The organism is Streptomyces sp. NPDC005931, from assembly GCF_042871235.1.
Classification (GTDB): Bacteria; Actinomycetota; Actinomycetes; order Streptomycetales; family Streptomycetaceae; genus Streptomyces.
The window spans coordinates 254,960-270,839 of sequence record NZ_JBIAIG010000001.1 but is presented as its reverse complement, the minus strand read 5'-3'; the positions used below and the strand labels follow the sequence as shown (position 1 = coordinate 270,839).

The 15,880-nt window shown below is 73.4% G+C and carries 13 protein-coding genes; 8 read left to right on the top strand and 5 right to left on the bottom strand.

Features of this window, described 5'->3' with window-relative positions; genetic code table 11:
• Positions 1-27: 27 nt before the first annotated feature.
• Positions 28-1,185, bottom strand: a complete 1,158-nt coding sequence (cobT, locus tag ACFYOV_RS01210) for a nicotinate-nucleotide--dimethylbenzimidazole phosphoribosyltransferase (RefSeq protein ID WP_389081246.1) — start codon at positions 1,183-1,185, stop codon at positions 28-30.
• Between the two features lie 274 nt (positions 1,186-1,459).
• Here cobT and ACFYOV_RS01205 point away from each other — a divergent pair, with 274 nt between their 5' ends.
• Positions 1,460-2,539 carry a methyltransferase domain-containing protein gene (locus ACFYOV_RS01205; protein ID WP_389081244.1) on the top strand — a complete coding sequence of 360 codons (1,080 nt, stop codon included), beginning with the start codon at positions 1,460-1,462 and terminating at the stop codon, positions 2,537-2,539.
• 15 nt (positions 2,540-2,554) lie between these two features.
• Here ACFYOV_RS01205 and ACFYOV_RS01200 read toward each other — a convergent pair whose 3' ends face one another.
• On the bottom strand, positions 2,555-3,754 hold the full coding sequence (locus ACFYOV_RS01200; protein WP_389081241.1) for a bifunctional adenosylcobinamide kinase/adenosylcobinamide-phosphate guanylyltransferase: 1,200 nt from the start codon (positions 3,752-3,754) through the stop codon (positions 2,555-2,557).
• A gap of 117 nt (positions 3,755-3,871) precedes the next feature.
• On the opposite strand from ACFYOV_RS01200, the gene ACFYOV_RS01195 reads away from it, so the two are divergent.
• A complete protein-coding gene (locus ACFYOV_RS01195; protein ID WP_389081239.1) occupies positions 3,872-4,084 on the top strand; it encodes a hypothetical protein in 213 nt (70 codons plus the stop codon).
• 46 nt (positions 4,085-4,130) lie between these two features.
• Here the strand turns inward: ACFYOV_RS01195 and ACFYOV_RS01190 are convergent, their stop codons facing one another.
• Both ACFYOV_RS01190 and ACFYOV_RS01185 read right to left on the bottom strand, forming a co-directional pair.
• Complete coding sequence (locus ACFYOV_RS01190; RefSeq protein ID WP_389082411.1) at positions 4,131-4,868, bottom strand: class I SAM-dependent methyltransferase; 738 nt, start codon at positions 4,866-4,868, stop codon at positions 4,131-4,133.
• Positions 4,869-4,951: 83 nt separating this feature from the next.
• Entirely contained in the window at positions 4,952-5,629 is a 678-nt protein-coding gene (locus tag ACFYOV_RS01185) for a DUF3043 domain-containing protein (RefSeq protein WP_389081236.1), read from the bottom strand.
• 200 nt (positions 5,630-5,829) lie between these two features.
• On the opposite strand from ACFYOV_RS01185, the gene ACFYOV_RS01180 reads away from it, so the two are divergent.
• The 6 genes from ACFYOV_RS01180 to ACFYOV_RS01155 all read left to right on the top strand — a co-directional run bounded on the left by ACFYOV_RS01180 (position 5,830) and on the right by ACFYOV_RS01155 (position 14,498).
• Complete coding sequence (locus ACFYOV_RS01180) at positions 5,830-6,615, top strand: PspA/IM30 family protein (protein WP_389081234.1); 786 nt, start codon at positions 5,830-5,832, stop codon at positions 6,613-6,615.
• 38 nt (positions 6,616-6,653) lie between these two features.
• On the top strand, positions 6,654-6,935 hold the full coding sequence (locus tag ACFYOV_RS01175) for a hypothetical protein (protein WP_389081231.1): 282 nt from the start codon (positions 6,654-6,656) through the stop codon (positions 6,933-6,935).
• Between the two features lie 80 nt (positions 6,936-7,015).
• Complete coding sequence (locus ACFYOV_RS01170) at positions 7,016-8,239, top strand: sensor histidine kinase (protein ID WP_389081229.1); 1,224 nt, start codon at positions 7,016-7,018, stop codon at positions 8,237-8,239.
• Positions 8,236-8,922: a response regulator gene (locus tag ACFYOV_RS01165; RefSeq protein WP_389081227.1), complete on the top strand. Its 687-nt coding sequence runs from the start codon at positions 8,236-8,238 to the stop codon at positions 8,920-8,922. The genes ACFYOV_RS01170 and ACFYOV_RS01165 overlap by 4 nt, the downstream gene beginning before the upstream one ends.
• Positions 8,923-9,087: 165 nt before the next feature.
• Positions 9,088-12,204: an efflux RND transporter permease subunit gene (locus tag ACFYOV_RS01160; protein ID WP_389081224.1), complete on the top strand. Its 3,117-nt coding sequence runs from the start codon at positions 9,088-9,090 to the stop codon at positions 12,202-12,204.
• Positions 12,205-12,308: 104 nt separating this feature from the next.
• The gene (locus ACFYOV_RS01155; protein WP_389081222.1) at positions 12,309-14,498 is read left to right on the top strand and encodes a PQQ-binding-like beta-propeller repeat protein; all 2,190 of its coding nucleotides are present in this window, start codon (positions 12,309-12,311) and stop codon (positions 14,496-14,498) included.
• A gap of 18 nt (positions 14,499-14,516) precedes the next feature.
• Here ACFYOV_RS01155 and nadA read toward each other — a convergent pair whose 3' ends face one another.
• On the bottom strand, positions 14,517-15,701 hold the full coding sequence (gene nadA / locus ACFYOV_RS01150) for a quinolinate synthase NadA (RefSeq protein ID WP_389081219.1): 1,185 nt from the start codon (positions 15,699-15,701) through the stop codon (positions 14,517-14,519).
• Positions 15,702-15,880: the final 179 nt, after the last annotated feature.

Below are 15,880 nucleotides of genomic sequence, written 5' to 3'. Positions count from 1 at the left end.
GTCCAGGGCGCGGCAGGGCCGAACCCACTACTCCGGATCCGGCCCCCGGCCCTGCTCCGGCAGGCGCTCGTGGCGCTGCTCCTGCTCTTGCTCCTGCTCCCGGTCCTGCTCCCGGTCCTCCGCGGGCTCTTCGGACTCCTTCGGGCGTTCAGGGAGTTCCGCGGAGAGGGCGGCGGCCGCCTGGACCAGGGGGAGGGCCAGCAGGGCGCCCGTGCCCTCGCCGACCCTGACCCCGTGCGACAGGAGCGGTTCCAGGGCCATGCGGTCCAGCGCCTTGGCCTGGCCCGGCTCGCCGCTCTCGTGCGCCGCCAGCCACCAGTCCGGCGCCCGGAACGCGATCCGTTGCCCGACCAGCGCGCAGGCCGCCGTCACCACCCCGTCCAGCACGACCGGCAGCTTGCGCACCGCCGCCTGGAGAAGGAAGCCCGTCATCGCGGTCAGGTCGGCCCCGCCCACCGTCGCGAGCAACTGCACCTGGTCGCCCAGCACCGGCCGGGCCCGCCGCAGCGCGTCGCGGATCGCCGCGCACTTGCGCATCCACGCAAGGTCGTCGATCGCCAGCCCGCCGCGTCCGGTGACCACCGACGCGTCCGTCCCGCACAGCGCGGCGACCAGCACGCCCGCCGCCGTGGTCCCGCCCACGCTCACATCGCCGAGGGCCACCAGGTCCGTGCCGGAGTCGGCCTCCTCGTCGGCCACCGCCATCCCGGCCAGGAACGCCGCCTCGGCCTCCTCCGGGGTCAGCGCGTCCTCGATGTCGATGCGCCCGCTGCCGCGCCGCACCCGGTGGCGCACCACGTCCTCGGGCAGCGACGCCGGATCGCAGTCCAGGGCCATGTCGACCACCCGCACCGGCACCCCGAGCCGCCGGGCCAGCACGGACACCGGGCGGCCGCCTTCCAGCACCTCGCGCACCAGCTCCCCGGCGCTGCCCGCGGCCCGTGCGGAGACACCCAACCCGGCGATGCCGTGGTCCCCGGCGAACAGCACGACCCGCGGCCGTTCCACCGGCCGCACCGGCACCGCGGACTGCGCCGCCGCCAGCCATTCACCCAGTTCGTCGAGGCGGCCCAGCGCACCCGGCGGCACGGTCTGCCGCTCCCGGCGCGCCTCCGCGTCACGGCGCACCCCGCCGTCCGGACGCTCGATCAGATCGGTGAAGTCGTCGAGATTAAGCGAGCTCATTCGCCGAACAGTACCGGCCCCGGTCGAACAGAACGGCGCCCCTGCCGCCACGACGCCGGCGTCCCCGTCGCCACCGCGTCGGTGCTCCCGTCACCAGTGCGGCGGTGCTCCCGTCGCCACCGTGTCCGTGCCCCGCCGCCACCACGCCGCCCCACCGCCGTTGCGCCCCGGAGCGCCGTCTCCTGCGTACCGTTTTGCCCGGGATTGTCGTATACCCGTCCCGTTCCCACCCGACCGCCTCCGCGCCGTACGCCCTCTCGCCCCGGAGCCGCCCATGTCCGCACCCACCGCCGCCGCACCCGCCGCCGCACCCACCCCCGCGGTCCCCGCCCCCCACGGCTCCGTCCGGGTGCACGAGCCGTACCGCGAGCACTGCCCCTGGTGCGGCTCCGTGCGGCTGCGCACCCGGCTGCGCACCGGCGACCTGCGCCGGCACCGTCCGGGTCTGTTCACCGTGGACGAGTGCCAGGACTGCGGCCACACCTTCCAGAACCCCCGGCTCACCGCCGAGGGCCTGGCCTCCTGCCGGCGGGCGGTGCGCGGCGCCCCCCGGGACCACACCACCGAGTACGTCCTCGCCCTGCGCGCCGCCCGGCACCGCCGCCGTTCGGCCGCCCGCGCGATGCTGCGCTTCGGCGAACCGGAGAGCTGGCTGGACGTCGGCACCGGACACGCCCGCTTCCCGGAGACCGCCCGGGAGTTCTTCCCGTACACCGCCTTCGACGGCACCGACCTCACCGCCCGCGTCGAACACGCCCGCACGCTCGGCCGCGTCGAGGAGGCCCACGTCGGCCCGCTGACCGACCCGCGGATCCGGGCCCGGCTGACCGCCCGCTACGACGTGGTGAGCGTCCTCCACCACCTGGAGCACACCACCGACCCCCGCGCCGAGCTGCACGCGGCCCTCGACGCCCTGCGTCCCGGCGGCCATCTGCTCGTCGAGACCCTGGACCCGGGCTGCCTGTTCGCCGTCCTGCTCGGCCGCTGGTGGCTGCCCTACGACCAGCCCCGCCAACTGCACCTGCTGCCCCCGCACAACCTCCGCGCGGAACTCGAGGAGCGCGGCTGCGAGATCGTCACCGCCGGGCACCGCGCGGCCCACGTCCCCCACGACCTGGCGGGCGCGGCGGCCCTGGCGCTCTCGCACGTCCTGCCCGCCCCGGACGCCCCGTGGCGGGCCGTCCCGCCGCCGCCGTACCGGCGGCACCTGCGCTCGGTCCTGCTGTGCGCCGGCGCTCCGCTGGTTGCCGTGGCGGCGGTGACCGACCTCGTCCTGTCCCCGCTGCTGCGCCGCACGCCGTTCGCCAACGCGTACCGGATCGTCGCGAGGAAGCCGAGGCCCCCTCGGGGCTGACCCGCCACCGGGACCTCACCCCCGCAGCACCACCGCCTGCCCCGCCACCACCAGCAGCACCTGCTCGCACTCGCGCGCGAACGCCGCGTTCAGCCGCCCCAGTTCGTCCCGGTACCGGCGGCCGGACGCGGTGGCGGGGACGATGCCCGATCCGACCTCGTTGGACACCGCCACCACCGTCCGCCGGGTCGCGCGCACCGCCTCCGTCAGCTCCCGCACCCGCTCCCTGAGCGCCCGCTCCCCGCCATCCGCCCACTCCGCGTCGTCCCACGCCCCGACCGCGTCCATCGCGTCCGTCAGCCACAGCGACAGGCAGTCCACCAGCAGTGGCGGCCCGTCGTCCTCGATCAGCGGCACCAGGTCGCAGGTCTCCAGGGTCCGCCAGGACCCGGGCCGCCGTTCCTGGTGGGCCAGGACCCGGGCCGACCACTCGGTGTCGCCGTTGCGCGACCCGCCGGTCGCCACGTACAGCACCTCCGGGAACGACTCCAGGCGGCGCTCGGCCTCCACCGACTTGCCCGAGCGCGCCCCGCCCAGCACCAGCGTCCGCCGCGGCACGTCGGGCACGTCCTCGTAGGCCCCCACGGCCAGCGTCTCCCCGTCGGGCACGGCCCGCGCCCCGGCCGCGGCGAGCCGGCGCCGCAGCTCCGCGCCGGGCGGTACGTCGTGGTCCAGGTGGACGGCGACCACGTCGGTGGTCGGCCCCACCGCGCCCACCGCCCGCAGCCGGGCCAGCGCGTCCGGGCGTCCCACGACGTCCACCAGCACCATGTCGTACGGTTCGGCCGGCTCCTCCAGCCCCGCGGGCGCGCCGCCCGGCGGCAGGTACAGCAGCCGCTGCCCGTCCGGGCCGGTCACCGCGTAGCCGGTGCCGGGCGCGTCCAGCGCCACCGCCCGCACCCGATGGCCGGTCAGCAGCGCCAGCTCCCGCCCGTCCGGGACCCGGGCGGGCTGCGGCAGCCCGGCCGGCACCTCGACGGCGGGCCCCTCGTGCGGGTGGGACAGCAGAACCTGCCGCACCCCGCCCAGCGAATGTCCCGCACGCGCGGCGGCGAACGCCGCGCCGGGGGTGAGGTCGAGCAGCAGCGCTCCGTCCACCAGGAGCGCGGTGGCCGCGCGGGCGTCCGGGCCGAGCGCGGACGCGCACGCGGCGCAGGGACAGTCGGGGCGGGGCAGTCCCGCGGGGGCACCGGTGCCGAGCAGAGTCAGTTCCACGCGGCCGATTTTCCCGTGTCCCCACGGCTCCTGCGCGTCCGACTAGGCTCTTGGGCAGGAGCCGGACCAAGATCCGGCTCCTGCTGTGCAGTGTGCTCACACCCATGGGAGGCGTACATGGCGGCATGGACGTGGCGGTTCGAGAAGGCCGACGGGACGCAGGTCGAGCCCGCGGTGCCGCCGGAGGAGTTCCCCACGCAGGGGGACGCCGAGTCCTGGATCGGGGAGAACTGGAAGGCCCTGCGCGAGGGAGGTGCCGACCAGGTGCGGCTGCTGGAGGACACCAGGGAGATCTACGGGCCGATGAGCCTGCACGCCGAAGAGGCGTGAGTTAGGGGGCGGGAACCTCCGCGGTTCCCGCCCGCCGTCCGTCGCCTCAGCCCCGTACGCCGCACAGGTGCAGCAGCGCCGCCACCCCGCGGTAGGGATCCGTCCGCCCGGCCTTTTCCTCGACCGCGAGCAGGATCTCCAGGTCGTGCTGGGGCTGGGCGCCGTCCGCCGCCGTGTCCGTGAAGACCCGTACGCCGTACCAGGTGTGCAGCGGCGCCCCGATGCCCGCGAGCGTCGCCGTCAGCGTCCCGAGCCGGTCGGCCCGGACGTCGTGCCCCGGGCGGGAGACGGTCCCCCCGTTCACGTCGGTTCGAGAGTGCGGGCGGTGGGCCGTGGTGTCGAAACCGGCCAGCGCACCGGCCCAGTCGCCGGACAGCCCCGGGCGCATCGCGAGCGCGTCGCCGTTGCGCACCAGCAGCGACAGCAGGCCGCCCGGTGCCAGCATCCGCGCCAGCCCCGCCAGCAGCGGGTCCGGCTCCTCGACGTACATGAGCACCCCGTGGCACAGCACCACGTCGAAGCTGCCCGGCAGGAAGTGCACACCGGTGTCCCGGCCGTCCCCCTCGATGATCCGCATCCGCTCCCGGATGCCCTCCGGCTCCCCGGCGAGCGCCGCACGGGCCGTGGCGATCATCGTGGCGTCCCGCTCCAGGCCGGTCACCTGGTGACCGGCCCGGGCCAGACGCAGCGCCTGCGTGCCCCGGCCCATGCCGACGTCGAGCACGCGCAACCGCCGCCCGACCGGGAAGCGCCCCACTATCTGCTCGTCGAGCTGGCGGGCCACCAACTCCTGCCGCACGACGTCCCGCAGACCGCCGAGCCCTTCCAGCCGGGCCGGTGCGGCGCCGTCGGCGAACGGCGTGGTGCTCAGGGCCGCTCTCCGCGCTTGACCTGGGGCTTGGGCAGCCGCAACCGGCGCATCTGGAGCGTGCGCATCACGGCGTAGGCCACCGCACCGCGCCGGTTGACGTCGGGGAAGCGCTCGGTGAGCGCCTTCCTGAGCCGGAAGCCGGTGACGATCGAGTCGAGCACGATCATCACGATCACGACGAGCCACAGCAGCAGCGCGGCGTTCTGGAGCGCGGGCACCTGGACCATGCTCAGCACCAGGATGACCACGGCCATCGGCAGGAACCACTCGGCGATGTTGAACCGCGAGTCGACGAAGTCGCGCGCGAACCTGCGGACGGGGCCCTTGTCACGGGCCGGCAGATACCGCTCGTCGCCACTGGCCAGCGCCTGGCGCTGGCGCTCCAGCGCGGCACGGCGCTCCTCACGCTGCCGCTTGGCGGCCTCCTTGCGCGTCATCGACGTGTTGGCCACGCTGCGCCGCTGGCTCTGGGCCTGGCTGCGCTTGGGCGTGGGACGGCCCTTGGGGGCCTCCGGGTGGCGGGTCTGCTTGGAGTCGGTCACCGTCGCCTTGTCGGCGACCGGTGCCTTCTCTTCCTTGGCACGGCTACGGAACACAAAAGCCAAGGGTACGGGGTGCCCGGGGTTGGACCCCAGCCCCTCGGGGAACGATCCGGCAACACCGATCGTCTCCAAAGGGACAGAGGGGACACACGGCCCCGGGGTCCACCTACTCCCAGGGCCGGATCGGGAGGGCACTCAGTCGTCCTTGGGGAGGAGCACATCCGTCCCCGAACAGTGCGGTAATGGAGGCAGGGCCCGTACTGTGGGTTCTGTCGCAGGAGCTGGAGCCGGAGTCCGTCAGAAGGGGGCGCGCGAAGCCCATGAGCGGTGTCATGAAGCGTATGGGGATGATCTTCCGCGCGAAGGCGAACAAGGCCCTTGACCGGGCCGAGGACCCTCGCGAAACCCTCGATTACTCGTACCAGAAGCAGCTGGAGCTGCTCCAGAAGGTCCGCCGCGGCGTCGCCGACGTGGCCACCTCGCGCAAGCGGCTGGAGCTCCAGCTCAACCAGCTCCAGTCGCAGTCGTCCAAGCTGGAGGACCAGGGCCGCAAGGCGCTCGCGCTGGGCCGCGAGGACCTGGCCCGCGAGGCGCTGTCCCGCCGCGCGGCGCTCCAGCAGCAGGTGACCGACCTGGAGACCCAGCACGCGACGCTCCAGGGCGAGGAGGAGAAGCTCACCCTCGCGGCCCAGCGGCTCCAGGCCAAGGTGGACGCCTTCCGCACCAAGAAGGAGACCATCAAGGCCACCTACACCGCGGCCCAGGCGCAGACCCGGATCGGCGAGGCCTTCTCCGGCATCTCCGAGGAGATGGGCGACGTCGGGCTGGCCATCCAGCGGGCCGAGGACAAGACGGCCCAGCTCCAGGCCCGGGCCGGCGCCATCGACGAACTGCTCGCCTCCGGCGCCCTGGACGACCCCTCCGGCATGCACAAGGACGACATCCAGGCCGAGCTGGACCGGCTCTCCGGTGGTACGGATGTAGAGCTGGAACTCCAGCGCATGAAGGCCGAGCTGGCCGGCGGCCCCACCGGTGGCCAGCAGGCCATCGAGGGCGGCACCGCGCAGCAGCAGTCCCAGCAGCAGCCGCAGGACACCCCGCGCTTCGACAAGCAGTGACCGCCGACGGCAGCCGGGGCCCAGCCGAGGAGGGCGACATGATCGTGCGGATCATGGGGGAGGGGCAGGTGGTCCTTGCCGAGGGCCATCTCGCCGAGCTGAACAAGCTGGACGAGGAACTCCTCGCCGAGATGGAGCACGGCGACGGCCCCGGCTTCCGCGCCACGCTCCAGTCGCTGCTGACCAAGGTGCGCGAACTGGGCGAGCCCGTGCCGGACGACTCCCTGGAGCCGTCGGACCTCATCCTCCCGTCCCCGGACGCCACCCTCGAAGAGGTCCGGGAGCTGCTGAGCGACGACGGACTGATCCCGGGGGCGTGAACCCCGGCCCGGCCGCGCCCGGCCCACGCACCCCCGGCCCCCGTACCGGGAACCCGGCGCACGCCGTACGGTGAACGCTCGTGAGCACCCTCGAGCGCGCCCGGTGCCGGCTGCGGGCACATCCCTTCGCCCTGGACGCGGGCCTCGCGACGGCCGTCCTCGCGTGCATGGTGGCCGGCTCCTTCGTCGAGCCGCACAGCCCGGACGGCGTCTCGTGGGGACTGCGCACCCCCGACCCGCTCAGCCTGGTGCTGATGACCCTCGGCGCCGCCGCGCTGGTCTTCCGCCGCCGCGCCCCGCGCACCGTGCTGGCCCTGGCCGGCGGAGTCTCGGTGGTGGAGTCCGTCACCGGCGACCCCCGCGCCCCCGTTGCCATGTGCGCGGTCATCGCGCTCTACACCGTCGCCTCCACCACCGACCGCCCGACCACCTGGCGCATCGGCCTGCTCACCATGACCGTGCTCACCGGCACCGCCATGATCGCCGGGCCCCTGCCCTGGTACGCCCAGGAGAACCTGGCGATCTTCGCCTGGACCGGCATCGGCGCCACCGCCGGGGACGCCGTCCGCAGCCGCCGCGCGTTCGTCCAGGCCATCCGCGAACGCGCCGAACGGGCCGAGCGCACCCGTGAGGAGGAGGCCCGCCGCCGGGTCGCCGAGGAACGCCTGCGCATCGCCCGCGACCTGCACGACGTCGTCGCCCACCACATCGCCCTGGTCAACGTCCAGGCCGGGGTCGCCGCCCACGTCATGGACAAACGGCCCGACCAGGCCAAGGAGGCCCTCTCCCACGTGCGCGAGGCCAGCCGCTCCGCGCTCAACGAACTGCGGGCGACCGTCGGGCTGCTGCGCCAGTCCGGGGACCCCGAGGCGCCGACCGAGCCCGCGCCCGGCCTGGACCGCCTCGACGAACTCGCCGGCACCTTCCGCAACGCCGGACTGCGGGTCGAGGTGGCCCGCGCCGACCAGGGCACCGCCCTGCCCGCTGCCGTCGGCCTGGCCGCGTACCGGATCATCCAGGAGGCCCTCACCAACGTCCAGAAGCACGCCGGCACGGAGGCGAAGGCCGAGGTCAGCGTGGTCCGGGTGGGGCCGAACATCGAGATCACGGTGCTGGACGACGGCCCCGGCGAGGAGTACGCCCCCACCCCCGGCGGCGGGCACGGACTGCTCGGCATGCGCGAGCGCGTCACCGCCCTGCGCGGCACCCTCACCACCGGTCCCCGCTACGGCGGCGGCTTCCGCGTCCATGCGATCCTGCCCGTCAAGACCCGCACGACCGCCGCTCCGGGGGAGCCCGTATGACGATCCGCGTCCTGCTCGCCGACGACCAGGCACTGCTGCGCAGCGCCTTCCGCGTGCTGGTCGACTCCGAGCCGGACATGGAGGTGGTGGGCGAGGCGTCCGACGGCGCTGAGGCGGTACGGCTGGCCGGGGAGCAGCGCGCCGACGTCGTGCTCATGGACATCCGGATGCCCGGCACCGACGGACTCGCCGCCACCCGCATGATCAGCGCCGATCCGCGGCTCGCCGCGGTCCGCGTGGTGATCCTTACGACCTTCGAGGTCGACGACTACGTGGTGCAGTCGCTGCGGGCCGGTGCCTCCGGCTTCCTCGGCAAGGGCTCCGAGCCCGACGAACTGCTGAACGCCATCCGCATCGCCGCCGAGGGCGAGGCGCTGCTGTCCCCGGCCGCCACCAAGGGGCTGATCGCCCGCTTCCTCGCCCAGGAGGGCACGGCGGCCGACGCCGAGCGCGATCCGGCCCGCGCCGAGCGGCTGCAGTCCCTCACCGTGCGCGAGCGGGAGGTGCTGGTGCAGGTCGCCGGCGGGCACTCCAACGACGAGATCGCCGAACGCCTCGAGGTCAGCCCGCTCACCGTGAAGACGCACGTCAACCGGGCCATGGCCAAGCTCGGTGCCCGGGACCGGGCCCAGCTGGTGGTGATCGCCTACGAGACCGGCCTGGTACGTCCGAGGGTGGAGTGAGGGCGTACGGCCGTACTGCGGGCGGAGTAGGCGCCGTATAAGGAAATGGACCTCGGGTCTACGAATCGGTCCACGTGGATGGCCCAGGGTGTAGAGCGGGCGCCCGGCCGCGCCCGTACGCGTACCACCGTACTTCTGCCGCTCACAGAAGAGAGACCCTGACCCATGTCCTGGCTGTCCAGGTTCAGCCTCGCGCAACGGGCACTGATCGGACTGATGTCGATCGTCGCGCTCGTCTTCGGGGCGATCGCGATACCCCAGCTCAAGCAACAACTGCTCCCCACCATCGAACTGCCCATGGTCTCCGTGGTGGCGCCGTACCAGGGCGCGTCCCCGGACGTCGTCGAGAAGCAGGTCGTCGAGCCCATCGAGGACAACCTGGAGGCCGTCGACGGCCTCACCGGTGTCACCTCCACGGCGAGCGAGGGCAACGCCGTGATCATGGCGTCCTTCGACTACGACAACGACACCGAGCAGCTCGTCGCCGACGTGCAGCAGGCCGTCAACCGGGCCCGCGTCCAGCTCCCCGACGACGTGGACCCCCAGGTCGTCGCCGGTTCCACGGACGACATCCCGACCGTGGTCCTCGCCGCCACCTCCGGCAGGGACCAGCAGGCGCTCGCCGACCGGCTCGACAGGACGGTCGTCCCGGCCCTGGAGGACATCGACGGCGTCGGCCGGGTCACCGTGGACGGTGTCCGGGACCTGCAGGTCACCGTCACCCCGGACGCGGCGAAGCTGGCGAGGGCGGGTCTCACCCCGCAGTCGCTGTCCAAGGCCCTCGAGGCCGGTGGCGCGACCGTCCCGGCGGGCTCCTTCGACGAGGACGGCGCCAACCGCACCGTCCAGGTGGGCGGCGGTTTCACCTCGCTGCAGCAGATCGAGGACCTGATGGTCACCGCCGAGCCCGGCCGGGGCAAGCCGGTCCGCCTCGGAGCCGTGGCCGAGGTCGGGCAGCGGGAGGCCCGCGCCGACTCCCTGACCCGCACCAACGGCGAGCCCAGCCTCGCCGTGATGGCCACCATGGACCACGACGGCAGTGCCGTCGCGATCTCCGAGGCCGTCGAGGACAAGCTGCCCCAGCTGCGCAGGGATCTCGGGGACGGCGCCACGCTCACCGTGGTCAGCGACCAGGGCCCGGCCGTGGCCGAGGCCATCGAGGGCCTGACCACGGAGGGCGCCCTGGGCCTGCTCTTCGCGGTGCTGGTGATCCTCGTCTTCCTGGCGTCGGTCCGCTCGACCCTGGTCACCGCGGTGTCCATCCCGCTGTCCGTGGTGCTCGCGCTGATCGTGCTGTGGACGCGCGACCTGTCGCTGAACATGCTGACGCTGGGCGCGCTGACCATCGCCGTCGGCCGGGTCGTGGACGACTCCATCGTCGTCCTGGAGAACATCAAGCGGCACCTCGGCTACGGCGAGGAGCGCCGCGCGGCGATCCTGAACGCCGTCCGCGAGGTGGCGGGCGCGGTCACGTCCTCGACGCTCACCACGGTCGCCGTCTTCCTGCCGATCGGCCTGGTCGGCGGCATGGTGGGCGAGCTGTTCGGCTCCTTCAGCCTCACCGTCACGGCCGCGCTGCTGGCCTCGCTGCTGGTGTCGCTGACGGTCGTGCCCGTGCTGTCGTACTGGTTCCTGCGTGCTCCCAAGGGCACTCCCGAGGACGCGGAGGAGGCACGCCGGCTGGCCGAGGAGAAGGAGGCCCGGAGCCGTCTGCAGCGCCTCTACGTCCCCGTGCTGCGCTTCGCGACCCGCCGGCGCCTGACCAGCGTGGCCATCGCGGTCGTCGTGCTGATCGGCACCTTCGCCATGGCGCCGCTGCTGAAGACCAACTTCTTCGACCAGGGCGCGCAGAAGGTCCTCACCGTCCGGCAGGAACTGAAGCCCGGCACCAGCCTGGCGGCGACGGACGCGCAGGCGAAGAAGGTCGAGCGGGTGCTCGCCGGCACCGACGGCGTGAAGGACTTCCAGGTGACGGTCGGCTCGTCCGGCTGGATGGCGGCCTTCGGCGGCGGTACGGACACCAACCAGGCGATGTACCAGGTGATGCTGGAGGACTCGGCGTCCTTCGAGGACGTGCAGGACGACCTCGAGCAGGGCCTGGGCGGGCTCGACGGCATCGGCACCACCACCGTCGCCGCCGGTGACGGCTTCGGCAGCCAGGACCTGAGCGTGGTCGTCAAGGCGGCCGACGCGCAGGTGCTGCGCAAGGCGGCCGACCAGGTCCGCAGCGCGGTGGCCTCCCTGGACGACGTCACGGACGTCACCAGCGACCTGGCGCAGAGCGTGCCGCGCATCTCGGTGCGGGCCAACGACAAGGCCGCGGCGGCGGGCTTCGACGACCGAACCCTCGGCGGCGCCGTCGCCCAGGCGGTACGGGGCACCCCGGCCGGCAAGGCGATCCTGGACGACACCGAGCGCGACGTCGTCATCCAGCCGGCCGAGCCGGCCACCACCCTGGCGCAGCTCGAGAAGCTGAACCTGGGCAAGGTGGAGCTGGGCGAGATCGCCACCGTCGAGCTGGTGGACGGCCCGGTGTCGATGACCCGTATCGACGGTCAGCGCGCGGCGACCGTCACGGCGAGGCCGACCGGTGACAACACCGGAGCGGTGAGCGCGGACCTCCAGGCGAAGATCGACTCGCTGACGCTGCCCGCGGGTGCGACGGCCGAGATCGGCGGCGTGTCCGAGGACCAGAAGGAGGCGTTCGGCAGCCTGGGCCTGGCCATGCTGGCGGCGATCGCGATCGTCTTCATGCTGCTGGTCGGCACGTTCCGCTCGCTCGTCCAGCCGCTGATCCTGCTGGTGTCCATCCCGTTCGCGGCGACCGGCGCGATCGGTCTGCTGGTCGCCACGGGCACCCCGATGGGTGTCCCGGCGATGATCGGCATGCTGATGCTGATCGGCATCGTGGTCACCAACGCGATCGTGCTGATCGACCTGATCAACCAGTACCGCCGGCAGGGCTACGGCGTCGTCGAGGCCGTACTGGAGGGTGGCCGCCACCGACTGCGGCCGATCCTGATGACGGCCCTGGCGACGATCTTCGCCCTGCTCCCGATGGCGCTCGGCATCACCGGCGAGGGCGGCTTCATCGCCCAGCCGCTGGCCGTGGTCGTGATCGGCGGTCTGGTGACGTCGACACTGCTCACCCTGCTGCTGGTGCCGACGCTGTACGCGATGATCGAACTCCGCAAGGAGCGCCGGGCCAAGAAGCGCGCGGCGAAGAAGGGCCCTGCGGCCCGGCGGACGGACGCGGCGGAGCCGGAGCCCGCGGACGTGTGACGGCCGGCCGGGCACCGGCCCCGCCGGCCGGTGCCCGGCCCCCCTGTGTGCCGTTCTGTATCCTGTGGGTCGCGAACTGCATTTCGGGGGAAGGAAGTTCGGGCGTGCCGCTGCACAGGGACGACCCGAAGTCGGTCGGCGGCTACCGGCTGCTCGACCGGCTGGGGGCCGGGGGCATGGGCGTGGTCTACCGGGGGAGGGCGCGTTCGGGGCGTGACGTGGCCCTGAAGGTGGTGCACGCCCACCACGCCGAGGACCCGGTGTTCCGCAGCCGGTTCCGGCAGGAGATCGCGGCGGTCCGCAAGGTCAGTGGGGCTTTCACCGCCCCGGTCCTGGACGCGGACCCCGACGCGGCGCGCCCCTGGATGGCCACCCAGTACGTGCCGGGGCCCTCCCTCGCCCGGCGGGTCCGGGACGGGGGCGTCCTCACCGGGTCCGAGCTGCGGCGGCTGGCGCTGGGCCTGGTGGAGGCGCTGCGGGACATCCACGGGGCCGGGGTGGTCCACCGTGACCTGAAACCGGCCAACGTCCTGCTCGGCGAGGACGGCCCCCGGGTCATCGACTTCGGCATCTCCCGGGCGGTGGAGAATCACCAGACACTCACCGAGACCGGCCAGATGGTCGGCACCCCGCCCTTCATGTCCCCGGAACAACTCACCGACGCCCGCCAGGCCGGCCCGGCGTCGGACGTCTTCTCCCTCGGGTCCCTGCTGGCGTACGCCGCCACGGGGCGAGGGCCGTTCGACGCCGGCGGCACCTATCCGACCGCGTACCAGGTGGTCCACGGCGAGCCCGAGCTGGACGGGGTGGACGCGGCGCTGCGCGGCATCCTGGCGCGCTGCCTGGCCAAGGAGCCCGCGCACCGGCCCGGACTCGACGAGCTGGCCGAGGAGTTCGCCTCGGTTCTGTCCGGTGCGGAGGCGGACGACCCGGCCACGGTGCTCCTGCGAGACAGCCGGCCGGATCGAGCCGCGTCGCGCCGTCCGGGTCCGTCCGGCCCGCCGGACAGTAAGGCGCGCGCACGCCGGTTACGGCCCCGGACGCTGGCGGCCGTCGCCGGACTCGTCGGGGCTCTCGTGGTCGGCCTCACGGCGCATTCGCTCACCGGCGCGGGACGGGCCGACGGCGGGGACGGACCGCAGGCCTGGCGTCCCTGGCAGACCACGGTGTACGAGCCCGCCCCGCGCGGCGCGCGGCAGGCCCTGGACGTCCCCTCCGTCGAAGCCACCGTCCCGGGCTGCCAGGTGGCCGCGGGCGCGCTCTACTGCGCCGGGTACCGGACCCTTCCCGTACGCCTGGACGGGCGCACCGGCAGGACCGTCTGGCGCGCCGGGACCGCCCGGGCCGGGCAGGACGAGGGGGTGTACTCCTCCACCGTCCTGGGCGTTCGGGACGACACCGTGCTGGTGCGCCAGACCGTCTCGCGCGACGCCGCCGACGCCGAGGTGACCAGCGTCCTCGCTCTCGACGCCGCGACCGGCGAACGGCTGTGGGCCCGGCAGGTCGACGAGGTGAACGCCGCCCCGGTCGTGGTCGGCGATCTGGTGGTGCTGCCGGAGGACGGCGGCTCACTGACCGCCCGCTCGCCGCGCACGGGCAGCGAGCGCTGGAGGGCTGCCCTGCCCGGGCAGCACTCCTGCGGTCCCACCCCGGTGGGCGGTGTCCTCTACCTCCAGTGCTTCTCGCAGACGGAGGGGGACCGCCAGGACTCCCTGATGGTCGCGCTCGACCTCACCGACGGCACGGCCCGGAGCCTGCCCCTGGCGATTCCGGACACCGACCTGCTCGGGGCGTACGACGGACAACTCGTCCTGCTGACGTGGGGCCCGGCGGCGCCGGACGGCGACCAGACGTACGCCGAGATCGTGCTGATGGACGGAACGGGGAGCTCGCTGGCCCGGACGAAGCTGGCCGAGGCGTACCGCGGGCACGCGACCCTGGCGGGCGGCATCCTGTGGTTCACCTCGTCGGACGGCGAGCTGACGGCCGTGTCCCCCTCGTCGGGCCGGGCGCTGTGGCGCAGCCGGACCGGCGTCCGGCAGCCGGGGCCGGCCCGGTACGACGCGCGGACGCGCACCGTGTACACGGCGGGTGGCGACGGCAGCGTGGCCGGTCTCCACGCGCGCACGGGCGACCGGTTGTGGCGGACGCCGCCGCGCACCGAGCCGGAGCGCGCCGCCGACGAGGGCCCCGAGGTGCTGGTCGACGGACGCACCCTGGTGGTGCCCACACCGGGCGGTGGCGTGTTCAGCCTCGACCCCGCTCACCCCGGGCGGGAGCCCGACCCGGGGTGACGGCGAGTGGGCCGGCGGTTACGGCAGCGCCAGCATGCGCTCCAGCGCCAGCTTCGCGAACGCCTCGGTCTCCCTGTCCACCTCGATGCGGTTGACCAGGTTGCCCTCGGCGAGCGACTCCAGCGCCCACACCAGGTGGGGCAGGTCGATGCGGTTCATCGTGGAGCAGAAGCAGACCGTCTTGTCGAGGAAGACGACCTGCTTGCCCTCGGGCGCGAACCGGTTCGCCAGCCGGCGCACCAGGTTCAGCTCCGTGCCGATGGCCCACTTGGAGCCGGCCGGGGCCGCCTCCAGCGTCTTGATGATGTACTCGGTCGAGCCGACGTAGTCCGCCGCGGTGACCACCTCGTGCCGGCACTCGGGGTGGACGAGGACGTTCACGCCCGGGATCCGCTCGCGCACGTCCTTGACCGAGTCCAGGTTGAACCGGCCGTGCACCGAGCAGTGCCCGCGCCACAGGATCATCTTCGCGGCGCGCAGCTCGTCCGCCGTCAGCCCGCCGTTGGGCCGGTGCGGGTTGTAGACGACGCAGTCGTCCAGGGACATCCCCATGTCCCGCACCGCGGTGTTGCGGCCCAGGTGCTGGTCGGGCAGGAAGAGCACCTTCTCGCCCTGCTGGAAGGCCCACTCCAGGGCTCGCGCGGCGTTGGACGAGGTGCAGATCGTCCCGCCGTGCTTGCCCGTGAACGCCTTGATGTCGGCGGAGGAGTTCATGTAGGAGACGGGCACGACCTGCTCGGCTATGCCGGCCTCGGTGAGTACGTCCCAGCACTCGGCGACCTGCTCGGCCGTGGCCATGTCGGCCATGGAGCAGCCGGCGGCGAGGTCCGGCAGGACCACCTTCTGGCCGTCGCCGGTGAGGATGTCCGCGGACTCCGCCATGAAGTGCACACCGCAGAACACGATGTACTCCGCCTGCGGGCGAGCCGCCGCGTCCCGGGCCAGCTTGAAGGAGTCGCCCGTGACGTCGGCGAACTGGATGACCTCGTCGCGCTGGTAGTGGTGGCCGAGCACGAAGACCTTGTCCCCGAGCTTCTCCTTCGCCGCGCGGGCGCGCTCCACCAGGTCCGGGTCGGACGGCGAGGGCAGTTCGCCGGGACACTCCACGCCACGCTCGCTGTTCGGATCGGCCTCACGGCCGAGGAGCAGCAGGGCGAGGGGCGTCGGCTGTACGTCGAGCTCCTGGGTCTGGGCGGTGGTCACGACACGCACCCTTTCTGTTCTGCGGCGACTTTTCGTCGGTTTGACGCTATCTATCATAACGGGTTCACGTCAGTTTGACGATGGGCCATAGCGTCCATGTGACGTGAATCCCTTGGAGTGCCCGTTCATTCCCGAAAGGCCCACCCGGCCCTCCCGAAAGATCCCACTAGGGCCGTTTT

What these genes read in the sequence shown, in the direction of transcription:
- ACFYOV_RS01165 (WP_389081227.1), top strand. Translation starts at nt 8,236, where the DNA reads ATGACGATCCGCGTCCTGCTCGCCGACGACCAGGCACTGCTGCGCAGC.
- ACFYOV_RS01175 (WP_389081231.1), top strand. Translation starts at nt 6,654, where the DNA reads ATGATCGTGCGGATCATGGGGGAGGGGCAGGTGGTCCTTGCCGAGGGC.
- cobT (WP_389081246.1), bottom strand. Translation starts at nt 1,185, where the DNA reads ATGAGCTCGCTTAATCTCGACGACTTCACCGATCTGATCGAGCGTCCG.
- ACFYOV_RS01160 (WP_389081224.1), top strand. Translation starts at nt 9,088, where the DNA reads ATGTCCTGGCTGTCCAGGTTCAGCCTCGCGCAACGGGCACTGATCGGA.
- ACFYOV_RS01180 (WP_389081234.1), top strand. Translation starts at nt 5,830, where the DNA reads ATGAAGCGTATGGGGATGATCTTCCGCGCGAAGGCGAACAAGGCCCTT.
- ACFYOV_RS01205 (WP_389081244.1), top strand. Translation starts at nt 1,460, where the DNA reads ATGTCCGCACCCACCGCCGCCGCACCCGCCGCCGCACCCACCCCCGCG.
- ACFYOV_RS01195 (WP_389081239.1), top strand. Translation starts at nt 3,872, where the DNA reads ATGGCGGCATGGACGTGGCGGTTCGAGAAGGCCGACGGGACGCAGGTC.